Annotated in this window: 15 protein-coding genes; 7 read left to right on the top strand and 8 right to left on the bottom strand. The window is 64.0% G+C overall.

Going from position 1 to position 13916, the window contains the following annotated elements; genetic code table 11:
- Positions 1–24: 24 nt before the first annotated feature.
- Positions 25–465 carry a translation initiation factor 2 gene (locus Q0030_RS21415; RefSeq protein WP_298371702.1) on the bottom strand — a complete coding sequence of 147 codons (441 nt, stop codon included), beginning with the start codon at positions 463–465 and terminating at the stop codon, positions 25–27.
- Between the two features lie 362 nt (positions 466–827).
- Between Q0030_RS21415 and Q0030_RS21420 the strand changes: the two genes are divergently transcribed.
- Positions 828–1004: a hypothetical protein gene (locus Q0030_RS21420; protein WP_167351865.1), complete on the top strand. Its 177-nt coding sequence runs from the start codon at positions 828–830 to the stop codon at positions 1002–1004.
- 105 nt (positions 1005–1109) lie between these two features.
- Here Q0030_RS21420 and Q0030_RS21425 read toward each other — a convergent pair whose 3' ends face one another.
- Both Q0030_RS21425 and ykgO read right to left on the bottom strand, forming a co-directional pair.
- Positions 1110–1700, bottom strand: a complete 591-nt coding sequence (locus tag Q0030_RS21425) for a tetratricopeptide repeat protein (RefSeq protein ID WP_173640588.1) — start codon at positions 1698–1700, stop codon at positions 1110–1112.
- Between the two features lie 185 nt (positions 1701–1885).
- Positions 1886–2011 (bottom strand): type B 50S ribosomal protein L36, encoded by a 126-nt coding sequence (ykgO, locus tag Q0030_RS21430; protein ID WP_002718645.1) that lies wholly within the window; start codon positions 2009–2011, stop codon positions 1886–1888.
- 476 nt (positions 2012–2487) lie between these two features.
- Between ykgO and Q0030_RS21435 the strand changes: the two genes are divergently transcribed.
- The 4 genes from Q0030_RS21435 (at position 2488) to Q0030_RS21450 (ending at position 5598) form a co-directional block, all read left to right on the top strand.
- Entirely contained in the window at positions 2488–3372 is an 885-nt protein-coding gene (locus tag Q0030_RS21435; protein WP_097671664.1) for an amidohydrolase family protein, read from the top strand.
- Between the two features lie 137 nt (positions 3373–3509).
- A complete protein-coding gene (locus tag Q0030_RS21440; protein WP_298371428.1) occupies positions 3510–4352 on the top strand; it encodes a dienelactone hydrolase family protein in 843 nt (280 codons plus the stop codon).
- Positions 4349–5092 carry a haloacid dehalogenase type II gene (locus Q0030_RS21445; RefSeq protein WP_298371429.1) on the top strand — a complete coding sequence of 248 codons (744 nt, stop codon included), beginning with the start codon at positions 4349–4351 and terminating at the stop codon, positions 5090–5092. The genes Q0030_RS21440 and Q0030_RS21445 overlap by 4 nt, the downstream gene beginning before the upstream one ends.
- A 20-nt stretch (positions 5093–5112) precedes the next feature.
- A complete protein-coding gene (locus tag Q0030_RS21450; protein WP_298371431.1) occupies positions 5113–5598 on the top strand; it encodes a YbaK/EbsC family protein in 486 nt (161 codons plus the stop codon).
- 3 nt (positions 5599–5601) lie between these two features.
- Here Q0030_RS21450 and Q0030_RS21455 read toward each other — a convergent pair whose 3' ends face one another.
- The 3 genes from Q0030_RS21455 to Q0030_RS21465 form a co-directional block, all read right to left on the bottom strand.
- A complete protein-coding gene (locus Q0030_RS21455; RefSeq protein WP_298371433.1) occupies positions 5602–5961 on the bottom strand; it encodes a hypothetical protein in 360 nt (119 codons plus the stop codon).
- Positions 5962–6460: 499 nt separating this feature from the next.
- Entirely contained in the window at positions 6461–8896 is a 2436-nt protein-coding gene (locus Q0030_RS21460; RefSeq protein ID WP_298371435.1) for a hypothetical protein, read from the bottom strand.
- Positions 8897–9084: 188 nt separating this feature from the next.
- Positions 9085–9999, bottom strand: a complete 915-nt coding sequence (locus tag Q0030_RS21465; RefSeq protein WP_298371437.1) for a LysR family transcriptional regulator — start codon at positions 9997–9999, stop codon at positions 9085–9087.
- A gap of 124 nt (positions 10000–10123) precedes the next feature.
- Between Q0030_RS21465 and Q0030_RS21470 the strand changes: the two genes are divergently transcribed.
- Both Q0030_RS21470 and wrbA read left to right on the top strand, forming a co-directional pair.
- Positions 10124–10822, top strand: a complete 699-nt coding sequence (locus Q0030_RS21470; RefSeq protein WP_298371439.1) for a pirin family protein — start codon at positions 10124–10126, stop codon at positions 10820–10822.
- A 90-nt stretch (positions 10823–10912) separates the two neighbouring features.
- A complete protein-coding gene (gene wrbA / locus Q0030_RS21475; RefSeq protein ID WP_298371441.1) occupies positions 10913–11512 on the top strand; it encodes an NAD(P)H:quinone oxidoreductase in 600 nt (199 codons plus the stop codon).
- Positions 11513–11577: 65 nt separating this feature from the next.
- Here the strand turns inward: wrbA and Q0030_RS21480 are convergent, their stop codons facing one another.
- Positions 11578–12759, bottom strand: a complete 1182-nt coding sequence (locus Q0030_RS21480; RefSeq protein WP_298371443.1) for a GNAT family N-acetyltransferase — start codon at positions 12757–12759, stop codon at positions 11578–11580.
- Positions 12760–12795: 36 nt separating this feature from the next.
- The gene (locus tag Q0030_RS21485) at positions 12796–13767 is read right to left on the bottom strand and encodes a cupin-like domain-containing protein (protein ID WP_298371445.1); all 972 of its coding nucleotides are present in this window, start codon (positions 13765–13767) and stop codon (positions 12796–12798) included.
- Between the last annotated feature and the right edge of the window lie 149 nt (positions 13768–13916).

Here is a 13916-nt window from a genome sequence, read left to right on the forward strand (position 1 = left end):
GGTGCGACCAGCGGAACTGCGGCCCTACGAGACGGGCTTCGGCTCCCGACGTCTTGGCGGCCGTGGTGGCGGCGGCGGTGGCGCCGCGGGTTGCAAAGTCACGATCACCGGATTGGGCTTGTGATCGAGCGCCGCCCCCGTCGCAGCGTCGACACCCATGCCGACGACACCGCCAAGCAACAGATTTCCGGCGAAACCTGCGCCGCCGGATCCGCTGATGTCCTTGGTCAGCGGGATGATCTGCGATTGATAGCCTTCCTTGCTGAACGTGACGACGATGTCCGCGTTACGCTTGGCCTGAATCGCACACGGCGTGACGCAGGCGGTCGGTATCTCCAATCCTGCGATGTCGGCCGTCGCGCCGGCCGGCGTCGACGCAATAGAGATGGTTTCGGTGGTGCCGCGCGTCACAGACGCGCAACCGCCCAACGCGACGGAAAGCGCCGCGGCAATAATCGGTTTCATAAAATTGTCTTCCCCCAACCCGTTGCGTTGTGTCGCAACGTAGGGGGCGAGGGCAATCAACCTTTAGCCTAATGGTTACCTTCGGCTGGGTTTGGAGGCGCTGCTCGGGCCAACATTTGCCGGTTGGCCGCGCCTTGGCGCGCCCCCGCGCGCAGTTGTCCACAATGCGCCCCAGCCTGTGGATAGCGGGTTCATACCTGCGTCATTAGTAATTTCATAGATTGCCGGTGGCAATTTCGCCATCAGAGGCGAGGCTTCATCGAAACAGGGACGCACCCGGGATGCCTCTTGGCTTGTACACTGAATCCACAGGAACCTGCGTCCGCACGACGAGTTCAACGGGAAGTAATCGGAGGAGTACCATGATTTCCGACCCTAGCGATGCGGCCATCGATCAGATCGTGGCGAGTTGCAATGGCGACCTGCGCGGCGCCCTGAAGGCATTGTTGCTCGTGAATGAGCACCTGGAGGCGGAGCTTCAGCAATTCTATGCTGCTGTCGCCCAGGACAGCGCGTCCCGCGGCAAGTTCCTGCACTAGTCTCCTGCGCCGGACCGTATCGCGAGCAAGCATCAAGCTCGCGAGCAACGTGCCCATTCGCGGCCATCGGCCCGCGATCCATCGCACGCAATCAATTGAAGGCAATCAGATGTCGCGGCCTTCGACCTTCTCGGTCAGCTGCTTGACGATCTGCGGCACCTTCTCGAGGTAGGGATCGACAGCCAGCGCCTTGCGGAAGGCGTCCAGCGCGCGTTTGTCGTCGCCCATGTCCTGCATGATCATGCCGACACCCGCCAGCGCGCCGAAATGGCGGGGCTCACGGGTGAGCACCTGCTGCAGGTCTCCCAGCGAACGGACGTAGTCGTTCTTGAGGTAGTAGATCGTCGCGCGCCGGTTCCAGGCCTCGACATAGTCGGGCCGGAGCTTGATCACGGCGTCCAGAAGCTTCAGCGCTACATCGATGTTCTGGGCGTCGAGCGCAGCCTTGGCACGCACCATCAACAGCGCCGCGGTATCGCTCGGGGTTTGCAGCCACAGCGCCCAGATCCGCGCCTCGACGTGACGGGCGCTGTCCTCATCGGGCGCAGCCTTCAGCGCGCCGAACAGGAAATCCAGCCCGCGGGTGCGGTCGGCCGGAACCTTCGGCAGCTTGGTCGGAGCTTCGGGCAGTTTCTTCTGTGCCTTCGGCGGCGGGACCACCCGCGGATCGTCCTGCGCGGCGGCCGCGACAGGCATGGCCAGGACCGGCACGGCAAGCAGCGCGGCGATCAGGATCGCCAGCCGGCGGTTGTTAGGCCCAAGGAAGTTGAATCCCATGGCTGAAGTCTAGACGCACAAAGCCGCGCTGCAAAGCAGCACGGCGTCAAAGACCTGTGAAAGAGATGCGTTGGGATCGGCGCAATCGGCCGCCCCGCGCCGGATCAACCCTGGCGCGCCTTGAAGCGGCGCTGGACCTTGTTGATCACGTAGACGCGGCCCTTGCGGCGGACCAGACGGTTGTTGCGATGGCGGCCGCGCAGCGACTTCAGCGAGTTACGGACCTTCATGGGACAATCCTGTTACTTCGAAAGGCCCGTGTTGGAGGCCGTACCTGATCAATGCCAATCGTCGGCAAAAAGCCAATATTGGCGAAATGGGATTATCCCGACAAGCGGCCTACCGCGCGGGACGGCCGGGTTTTAAGCCATCGGACCGTTAAATGTCAACCGAGATGGCCCGATTTTCGGCCTTATCCCGGCCTGGAACCTGTGCCGGTCACCCCGCCACGCCATTGAGATCACATCAGAAACGACGACCGCCGCGATATCCGCGCCAGGGCCCCGTCCGGCCGCAGCGCCCCAACGGTGGCTTCTCGACCGGCGAATCGTGCTTGCGCAGTGGGCTCGGCCCCACCCAGGGACGACTTCGCTGCCGCGCTGAGCCCGCACCGCCACAGCCTCCTTCGAACGCAGACCGCTTGCGAAAATTGTTATATCATATAATTATTTTCCATCACCAACAAACACGCCGCCGGGGAAGCCGAATGCCCAAGCTCAAACTGCCCGACATCGAAAAGGTCACCGCGATCGACATCCACACCCATGCCGAGGAGCCGTGCGGCATGCATGGCGACGACGGCTATGACGATTTCCAGGCGCAGATGGCCGACTATTTCAAGTCGCCGCACAAGCATCCGCCGACCGTTCCGGAGACCGCGGCGTACTACCGCGCCAAGAACATCGCCGCAGTGATCTTCCCGGTCGACGCCGAACGCGAGACCGGTTTCCGCCGCTACAAGAATGAGGAGATGCTGGAGATCGCCTCCGACCATCTCGACGTCCTGATCCCGTTCGTCTCGATCGACCCGCACAAGGGCAAGCTCGGCGTCCGCGAGGCGCGCAAGCTGATCGAGGACTACGGCGTCCGCGGCTTCAAATTCCATCCGACCATGCAGGGCTTCTACGCCAACGATCGCATGGCCTATCCGCTCTACGAGGCGATCAACGAAGGCGGCGCGATCGCGCTGTTCCACACCGGCCAGACCGGCGTCGGCTCGGGCATGCCGGGCGGCATGGGAATGCGGCTGAAATATTCCAACCCGATGTACATGGACGACGTCGCGGCGGATTTTCCCGACCTCAAGATCATCCTCGCGCATCCCTCCTTCCCCTGGCAGGAAGAGGCGCTGTCGGTCGCGACCCACAAGCCGAACGTCTATATCGATCTCTCGGGCTGGTCGCCGAAATATTTCCCGCCGATCCTGGTGCGCTACATCAACTCGATCCTGCAGGACAAGATGCTGTTCGGCTCCGACTGGCCGGTCATCACGCCGGACCGCTGGCTCGCCGACTTCGCCAAGCTCGACATCCGCGAGGAGATCCGCCCCAAGGTCCTGAAGGCCAACGCGCGCAAGATTTTGGGGATTTAGAGCATGATCCGGAAAAGTGCGAAGCGGTTTTCCGAAAAGATCATGCTCAAATAAGGAGATGAGATCATGATGCGATTCCGTGGAAGCGCATCATGATTTAAGGGAGTATCATCGGCCGCACGCTTGCGGGGCGGCCGATGAACAACCGGGCCGGACTTGCCATCCTCCTCGCCGTGCTCCTGGTCGGGAGCGCGGGCGGCAAGGCTGCGGCAGCAGCCGAAGCACCTTCCGTGCTGGTCGAGTTCGAAAGCCCGCTCAACAACGCGCAACCGTTGCAGGGCCTGTTGCGCCGGCCGGAGCGACCGGGCCTCCTGCCCGCGGTGGTGTTGCTGCATGGCTGCAGCGGGCAGTGGCGGGAACTCGACGAGCGTTGGGGCAAACGGCTCGCGGCCTGGGGCTATGTCACGCTCACCGTGGACCGGTTCGGCCCGCGCGGCATCACCGACACCTGCACCGGCGATGCCCCGGCCGCAACAGTCCACGACGCCTATCGCGCGCTGAGCTTCCTGACCCGGCAATCCCTGGTCGATCCGACACGCATTGCCGTGGTCGGCTTTTCGCAGGGCGGATGGCTCGCATTGCTCTCGGTCGAGCACGGCGCGATCGAGGTCAACGCGACGGAAAAATTCCGCGCCGCCGTCGCCTTCTATCCGCGCTGCCTCGGCATCAAGGGCGACATGACCGTGCCGACCCTGATCATGGTCGGTGAACTCGACGACTGGACGCCGGCGCAAGAGTGCCGGAACCTGGCGGAAGGGCGCGACGATGACGGCATCTCGCGGCAGCAGGGCCTCGGCTATCCGATCGACCTGATCGTCTATCCCGGCGCGCATCACGATTTTGACGTGCCACAATATCGCACGCCGGGGCAGCTGCTCGGTCATCACCTCGAATTCAACGAGCAGGTCCGCAATCAGTCCATCGACGCTCTCAGGAAATTCCTGTATGCGACCATTGGCGGGCAAGAGAAAACTCAATGAGCATCAAAGCAATCGTCTTCGACGCCTACGGCACGCTCTACGATGTCCAGTCGGTCGCCGAAATCACCGAGGATGCATTCCCCGGCTATGGCGACATCATCACCCAGGTCTGGCGCATCAAACAGCTCGAATATTCCTGGCTGCGCACGCTGATGCGGCGCTACCAGGATTTCGCCACAGCGACCCGCGATTCCCTCGCCTACACGCTGCGCTGCCTCGGCCTGCAATATGACGAGGCGACCTTTGGGCGCATCATCGACCGATATCAGCATCTTGCGCTGTATCCGGATGCGGTCGCCGCGCTCGAGGCGATGAAGGACAAGAAGCTCGCGATCCTCTCCAACGGCAGCCCTGACATGCTGAATGCGCTGGTGCGCAATTCCGGGCTCGACCGCCTGCTCGATGCGACCATCAGCGTCGATGCCCACAAGGTGTTCAAGCCCGCGCCCGAGGCCTACACGCTGATCGAGGAGGTGCTGAACGTGCCGCCCGCGGACGTGCTGTTCATCTCCTCCAATCCGTGGGACGCCTGCGGCGCCAAGGCATTTGGACTCAATGTCGCCTGGATCGAGCGGGTGACGCCGGAGGCGATGGCGCTGGCCTGCGTCGAGAGCGAGACGGTCGCCCCATTGACGATGTTCAAGGCCCTGCGTACCCAGATGGACGAGCTCGGCGTGGTGCCCGATCACCGGATCCACGGTCTCTCCGAACTTCCTGCCCTGGTGTCTGCCAGATCCTGACTAGCAAGGTCCTGAACAGTATGAGCCTCGAGTCCGTCCGCGCCTTCTTCGCCGAGAAGGCGCCAGATATCTCCGTGATCGAATCCGCTGTGAGTTCTGCAACCGTCGCCTTGGCGGCGGAGGCCTACGGCGTCGAGCCGGCGCGGATCGCCAAGACGCTGAGCCTGCGGGTCGGCGATCGCGTGGTGCTGATCGTCGCCGCCGGGACGTCGCGAATGGACAACAAGAAGGTGAAGGCGGCGTTCGGCGGCAAGCCGAAGATGCTCGGCCTCGACGAGGTTGCCGACATCACCGGCCACGAGGTCGGTGGTGTCTGTCCGTTCGGGCTGAAGACGCCGCTGCCGGTGTATTGCGATCTGTCGCTGAGGGCATTCGACGTCGTGGTGCCGGCCGCGGGCTCGACCCACAGCGCGGTGCGCATCACGCCCGACAGGATGGCCGAGCTGACCGCGGCCGAATGGGTCGACGTCTGCGAAGTCAGGTCTCAGACAGCGGTCAATGCCTAGACACTAATCCTCATCGTCATCGGGCCGCGGCGGCGCAACCGGGGCCGGCTGCATCTGCTGCGGCGTGTGCGGCCGCTGTTGCATCTGCGGCTGGGGTGCGCGTCCCTGCGTTTGCGCCTGTTGTTGCGCATTCGACTCGAACACCGCACGGCAGGAACTGCCAAGCAGCGCCGTGTTCTGCCGCAGGCAGGCGACGATCCGGTTGGTGTCGGGAATCTGATCGCTGCACAGCCGCATCACGTCGGGCGTGCACGCCATCTGCTGTTCCCATGTGCCACGATACTCCTGCGACAACGCAGGTGCGGCCGCGCCAAGGCCGCCGATCGCGATCGCTAAGCTCAGGACAATCCGCTCCGTCTGCATACCCAATGCCCTTGTTCGTTGAGTTCGGTTCGTTGAGTTCGATTTCATCCGCGCGCATGGGTTCCGCGCGGGCGACTTGCTTCAAAAATGGCAAATGAATGCGGCCAAGGATCGTTCGCGCAGACAACTAAATGTGAAGGCGAATGAAACCGAGTTCCCTATTCGACTTCGCAGATCTTCTTCACGGCGCCGATCAAGCGCGCGCTGTCGTCTGCAACAAATTTTGAAGACTCCGGCGCGTCCTCCTCCCCCGCAAGCGCAGGGCAATCGCATATGGCAGCGAAAAGCTTGGCGTTGCGACTTCCACGTTCGTCATGGCCGGGCCTGTCCCGGCCATCCACGTCTTTCTCACGCGGAAACCAAGACGTGGATGCCCGGCACAAGGCCGAGCATGACGAGTTTGCGGAGAGATCGAGCCAATATGCGATTGCCCTGCCCCGCAAGCGGGAGAGATGCCGCAGTCTGCCGCGAGGCCGGTTCAACCTGACTTCATCACGCCTTAGCGCTTGCGGCTTGCCTTGCGCGTCTTGCCAGCCGACCGCTTCCTGGCCGCGCCGCGCTTGGTTGCGGTCTTCTTGCTGGCGGCTGCGCGGCGAACCGGCGCGGCTGCTGCCGGACGCTTGCGCGCCACGGCCTTCTTGACCGCTTTCCTCGCCGAACTCTTGGCTGCCTTCTTCGCCGCCTTCTTGGCTGCTTGCGGGCGCGCGCGCCGTGCCGTCGACGCGCTCCGGCGCCGTGCTCCACCTCCCCCAACGGGAACGATGTGGTCGTCGGCATCGAGTGTGAGCTGCTGGAGCTGATATGCCGGCAGGAAGCTCGGATCGTTGTAGAGCTTGCTCAAGCTGGCCTGATCGAACTTGCCGCCCTGCCCGCGGTCCTCGCCCGCACCGGCGCGCCAGGCCGCTTCCCAGACTCGCGCGAGTGTCTTGGCGCCGTCCTGCATGCAGGCCGCCGTCGCATCCTTCAGCTTCGACCACAGCACATCGACCTGCCCGCTTCCCATATGTGAGTTGAACAGGTTGACGATCGTCATCGGCGGCAGCCGCTTCACGGTGCGCTGCATCAGCGCGACCACAGCGACCGCAGCATCGCGACCGGTCGGCGTGCCGCCCGCAACGATCTCCGCGACGTCGCTGGTCCGCGCGTCCGGGATCATCTTGATGAGATCCTTGCCGTGGCGGCCGATCATCGTGGTCTCGTACACGCTGTGCACCTTGGCGTGCTTCTTGTCGTTCGGATCGAGGCCATGATGGAATTGCGAGATGTGCAGCGGCTGGCAGGCATCGCCAATGTAGTGCGCGACGATTCCCGCGGCACAGACGAACTCCAACTTCTTGTTGGCGGCAGCATAGTCGACCATCTCGTCGAAGATCTGCCAGACCCGGAACGGCAACGCGCCGCGCCGGTCCTCGCCGATCCCTTCGTAGTAGTCGTTCCAGACTTTTGGATCGACGTTGCGTGTGGACTCGGCACAAAGATCCAGCAGTGTCTTGCCGTCCTTGCCCGGCTTGTCCATGTCGGCGAAATGGTTGCTTTCGTCAGTGTGCCGGGTGAAGCGCCAGACCAGGTCGGCGACGTCGGCCAGCGGCGCGAATGTGCCTCGCTGATATGGCTTGAGGTCTTGGAGCAGCTTGTCGTCGAGGCCGATATTGTCGGAATTGGCGTCCATCATGGCCGAGAGCTTGGGAAGCTTCGCATCGATCAGGCTGGTTGCGTAGGCGCCGATCTTGACGTGTCCCCATTCGCCCCAATACTCGGTGTGGCCGGCGTTCCAGTCGCCGATCAGCTCGACATCGAGCTCGCGGCACAGCGTCGCCATGCAGATGCCGAGCGCAACCTGCATCGGAATCTTGCCGCCCGATCCGAACAATTCCTGGCCGCCCCATTCCAGCGCCAGGGGACTGAGGATGCGCGCGCCGCCGGCGTTCTTCTTCGCGTCCGGATCGTCGAGAAACCAGATCGTGCCGGAGTCGCCCGGATAGTTGTTGAGCGGCGTGTCGCTATCGCGCGGACCGATCACGAAATCGCTGACATACTCCATGCCGCCGACGGTCTTGTAGCGATAGAACAGGCCGATGATCTTGCCCTTCATCAAACCGCTGGTCGCACCGAAGGCGATCAGCGGCTGGTTGATGATCTCGAGGCGGAAGGTGCCGACATTGAGATCGACGACGTCGCCGACCTGGCCGACGCCGTAAACCTGCGCGGTCCAGCCCTTGATGTCGTCGACGCGGATCAATCCGGCATCGAGATTGGCCACCACGCGCGCACCGGGCCAGCCGGGATAGACGTCGCTGAAGGCGCGCTTGCCGAGTTGCAGCGCATCGCTGACGCCGAGACGGCGCTCCGTGTTCTTGAAGCCGGCGAAGATCTCGCGCCCGGCCGCGCCGACCACGTGGCGGTTGGAGAGTGCAAACACGGTCTCGCCATTGGTGACGAGACAGCCGATCGAGCCGCGATGGATCTTGCCCTGAATCATGGTCTGGACCGGAAAGCCGCCGCCAACCAGATCGCTCTTGAACACCGGCGGATCGACGACGCCGGGGCTGCCCTCGTTCGGGTCGACCTTGACGACGCAGGTGGGCACGACGCGCCCGTCCGGCAGATACAGGAACGGCGGCACCAGCTGGTCCTGCTTCTCCGGATGGTTCTTCAGCTCGGAGCGCTTCATCCAGTCCCGCACGAAGACGAGGATGCAGGGCCACGACCAGTCCTTGACCGACGAATTGAACAGCGTGCGCGGTCCGAGCGCCTGCGGCTTGGAATGGTGCCGCCGTTCGGTCGCGTTGCGGTCGTTGTCCCGGATCAGATAACGGCCAATCGCCGTGGCGTAGACCGACTGCAGATGGGCCAGATGCACATGATAGGCCTCGCGGGCATCGAGCAGATCCTTCACCGACAATGACGTGAAATCGTGCTTGGTGAGATCAATCATCTGGTTCCTCCGAAAATGCGCTTTGCGGCAACCGGTTCAGGACGCAGAAATAGACGATCGCGGCGGCCCACGATCATGGGTTAGTTCACACAAGTAATACAATTTAAAAGGGATGACACGAATGTGACGGATCACGCGGCCTTCAGCCTGCGCGCGCGGTGTCGACTACTTCCGCTGAGCGCGGCCCTCTATTTCCGCTGGGCGCGGCCTTTGGCGAAATGGCTGGCGAGGAAATCCGCCAGCACTTCGACGCGGGCGGGACGCGGGCCGCCGGGCGGGGTGACGAGATGCACGGCGCCCTCGGGCTGCTTCCAGCCTTTCAGGATCACCTCGACCTCGCCGCGCGCGATCGCGTCGCCGACGATGAAGTCGGGCAGATCGGCGATGCCGAGGCCGGCGAGCAGCGCGGGCATCACGGCCTCGCCATTGTTGACCCGCAACTGACCGGCGGGACGCACGCTCGCCTGCTCGCCCGATGCGTTGGTGTAGTGCCAGACGCCCTGGGTCGAGAGATAGGCGTAGCCGAAGCATTTGTGGTCGGCGAGATGCATCGGATGCGTCGGCCGGCCGTAGCGCTTCAGATAGGACGGCGCCGCCACCGTATAGCGCGGCATGCCGCACAGCCGCCGCGCGATCAGCGAGGAATCCGGCAGCCGCGCGATGCGCAGGCCGGCATCAAAGCCTTCGCCGATCAGATCGACCGTGGCGTCGCTCAGATGCAGATCGATCGCGACCTCCGGATAGGCCTCCATGAATTCCGGCAGCAGCGGCGCCACCGTCTTGATGCCGAAGGTCATGGGCACCGCGAACCGCACCAAGCCGCGCGGCGTGGTCGATTGCGCCAGCGCCTCGCTCTCGGCGGCCTCGCCGTCGGCCAGCAGCCGCGCGGCGCGCTCCGACAATTTCTGGCCGGCATCGGTCAGCGCCAGCCGCCGCGAGGTGCGGTTGAACAGCCGCGCGCCGAGCCGCTCCTCCAGCCGGCTGACGGCCTTCGAGACCGTCGCCTTGGACAGCGAGAGCTCGGTCGCGGCCGCCGCAAACGACCGTAATTCAACGACTTTTGCGAAGATCGCGAGCGCCTCGAAGTCCGGCAGTTTCGACATGGCAGCTGTCCCGATCGCTCAATTTGGAAACAATGAGTTTCAATAGTTTCTATTTCTATACCACAGCCGGAGGCATATCCAAGGGTCAACGAGATCGAAACCAACCTATCAAACGGAGTAACACATGATCGAACTCAGACCATTCGCAGAGCTTGGCGGTGCCGACCACGGCTGGCTCAAGGCCAAGCACCACTTCTCGTTCGCGAGCTACTACGATCCCGCCAATGTCAGCCACGGCGCGCTGCGGGTGTGGAACGACGACGAGATCGCGCCGAACTCCGGCTTTCCGGCGCATCCGCATGCCAACATGGAGATCATCACCTATGTTCGCGAAGGCGCGATCACGCATCAGGACTCGCTCGGCAACAAGGGACGCACCGAAGCCGGCGACGTGCAGGTGATGAGCGCCGGCAGCGGCATCCGTCACTCCGAGTACAATCTGGAGCCGTCCAAGACCAAGATCTTCCAGATCTGGATCGAGCCGACGACGAAGGGCGGTCACCCGACCTGGGGCTCGAAGCCGTTCCCGAAGGCGGACCGCTCGGGCAAACTCGTCACCATCGCCTCCGGCATCGACGGCGATAACGACGCGCTGCCAATCCGCGCCGATGCGCGGGTGCTCGCCACCACGCTGAAGGCCGGCGAGAGCGCGGAATACGCCGCCGACAAGGCCCGTCACCTCTATCTGGTGCCAGCGGCCGGCAGCATCGAGGTCAACGGCGTCCGCGTCAATGCGCGCGACGGTGCCGCGATCCGCGATGAAGCCAAGCTGAAGATCACCGCGCTGGAGGATGCCGAGCTCGTGCTGGTCGACGCGGCCTGATCACCACTCACCCTGCATGCGCGGACGGACGTCCGCGCATGCCCCTTCCCCCGAAATCATCTCCCTTACCAACCCCCAAAGGAGGCCATCATGGCCAAGGTTCTCGTCCTCTATTACTCTGCCTACGGTCACATCGAAGCGATGGCGAATGCCGTCGCGGAGGGCGCGCGCGAAGCCGGCGCCACCGTCGACATCAAGCGCGTGCCCGAGCTCGTGCCGGCCGAGGTCGCGAAGGCCTCGTACTACAAGCTCGACCAGCCCGCGCCGATCGCCAAGATCGACGACCTCGTCAATTACGACGCGATCATCGTCGGCACCGGCACCCGGTTCGGCCGCATGTCCTCGCAGATGGCCAACTTCCTCGACCAGGCCGGCGCGCTCTGGGCCAGGGGCGCGCTGAACGGCAAGGTCGGCGGTGCCTTCACCTCGAGCGCGACCCAGCATGGCGGCCAGGAGACCACGCTGTTCTCGATCATCACCAACCTCTTGCATTTCGGCATGACGGTGCTCGGCCTGAACTACGGTTTTGCCGGACAGATGAAGCTCGATGAGGTCACCGGCGGCGCGCCCTACGGCGCCACGACGATCACCGGCGGCGACGGCAGCCGCCAGCCCAGCGAGAACGAACTCGCCGGCGCACGCTACCAGGGCCGCGCGATCGCGGAAGCCGCCAGGAAACTCCGCGGCTAAGCTGCACGGCTGAGCTTCGCTAGTACGACAAGGGCGGCATTCTCGTTCGGGAATGCCGCCCTTCGTCAGTCATCTTCGCGCGAGGGCGTCGACTTGCCGAGCGCCCGCTTCAGCCGCGCTGACAGCTCCGGATAGTGACGCAGCGCCAGCACGGCGCGGTCACGCAGCGCGTAGGGCTGCCCGCGCCAGCTCAAGGGTGCGCTGAGATCGACCAGCGGCGTGCGCTGCGGTCCGAACCGCCGCTTGTAGGTGTAATTGCCGATCGAGAAATCGAACTCCCGCACGCCGTCCTTGTGCAGCGCTGCGATGGTGCGATCGATGATCAGCCGCCCCGGCGAACACGCCGACCACTTCTCGCCCGCATTGCTGATGCGGATCATGACGTAGCGCGAGCCGGTGCGGACGCCGAGCAGCGTCGCCACCACTTCCTCGTGGGTCGCAAGGGCGGTCATGACAGCATAGCCGCGCGCGGTGCCTTCGCGTACGAGGTCGCGATAGAAGGCGGCGCAGTCCGCATTGTCGAGCACGTAATTGAGTCCTAAACCGTTCAGCCGCGCTTCCTGCTGCACCTCCGTGGTGGACAGAAGGTCCAGCGCCTCGTCGGTATTCGCGGCAATCCTGAACGCCGCGGACGGCTCGCGCGTGAACACGCGCCAGCTCCGTCCCAATTCCTTGCGGACTTTCCGGTTCAGCTCGTAGCGCCAGGCGTTGTGGTCGTCGCCGATGGTCAAGAGATTGCCGTTGACGACCGACGGTCCGATGCCATCGAGGAGTGCCAGCGGATTGGGTCGCGTCGCGAGCTTGACCGGCATCTTCCGAAAACGAATGAGATCGGCCCCGCCATGCGCCTTGCGCAGCGCGGCCCGCAAATCACGCCAGAACTGCCATGCGGCGACGTCGTCGCGCGGTGCGGCCGGCCCGAGCACCGGCGCGTTGAAATCGGTGAGGTTGAGGTCGGCGAATTCGACGATGCGCAGACTGCCCAGCCGGTGACGGATCAGCGGCAGCAGCGCCGCCCGCTCGCCGGTCGCGGCATCGCTGACAATGGCGATCAGCGGCTCGACGCCATCGGTCGAGGCGAAGGCCCGGTACCAAGACGCGTACCATTGTGGATGCTGGAACGCCGTGAGCGGTTCGAAGATCCCCCAGCGGGCGGCCGCCTGCGCCCAATCGGAAACCAGCTCGACCCGATAGCCGACCGCATAGGAAGCGACCCGCGCCCCGAATTTCTCAACCGCTGTCGTCAAGACCGTCATTTCAACACCTGCTACCGGCAAGCTGGCTTACGCCGCCTCCAACGCCGCCTTGGGCGGATCCTTGGGCGGGTCCTTGGGCAGGTCGACGATCTTGCCGAGATCGCTCTCGTCGAGGCGGAAGTCGATCGTGCGCCGCACGGCGCGTTCGCGCTTCACCCACTTGCCGTCGCGCAGCAGCTTCTGCATCACCTGCTTGGCGAAGAAGGTCGGGCCACGGATGCTGCGGCTGCGCGGCGTGTAGCCGAAGCGATGCCGCAGCATGCCGTTGGCGAGATGCAGGATCTGGGCGCGGCGGATATCGTCGTTCACATAGGAGATCGTCATCGAGATGTTGACGGTGTCGAGGTTCTCGACGCGGTGCGGCGCATTGAGCGGCCAGTTCAGCATCTGGCCGGGTTCGAGATCGATCACCTGCGCATGCCAGTCGTACCAGGGCTCGTAGGGGATATCGACCTCGACGTCGAACAGCGCGATGTTCTCCAGATGCTCGGGCCGGATGAACGGCTGCGTGCTGGGATAGATGTAGACCCGCTTGCGGCCCGCGATCTGGACCAGGCCCTGCCCCGGCAGATCGGCGTGGTAATAGACCTGTGCATCGGGCGACGAAATCAGGATGCCGGCCTGATGGGTCGGCGCATCGAAGCCGGGAACCTTGGCTGCGATCTCGCCGAACATCCGCTCGATCATGTCGCGGTAGCGGCGATCGATCGCGGTGACGTTGCGCAGGTTCAGCCACAGGCCGCCGCGCGAAATCGCCTCGATCACCTGATGGCCGCGCAGCCTGCCGATCTCGCCCTCGCGCCACACCCGGCTCGATCCCTTGGCGCCGGTCTTGACCAGGCTGTAATGCTCGCGCGGATGGTGCTCGATCAGCTTGGCGAGATCGTCCATCGAGAACGCCGGCTGCTTGTGCATGGTATGCTCGAGCCGGATCGGCTGATGGCTCCAGAGCCGGGAATGGTTGTCATCCCAATCCGCGAAGATCTTTCCCGTCGTCATGGTCGCGCTCCTGGCTGCGCCGTTTCGCTTCATCCGATGTCCCGTTCCGGGACGAGCTGGCAGCTCTTGGGCAGGGATTGGCAAGAACGGTGCCGTCGCGTATGCGCGCGGGGTTACGCAAAGCTAATGTCTCGCCGATATGGCTACCG

The organism is uncultured Bradyrhizobium sp. (genome assembly GCF_947648125.1).
Classification (GTDB): domain Bacteria; phylum Pseudomonadota; class Alphaproteobacteria; order Rhizobiales; family Xanthobacteraceae; genus Bradyrhizobium.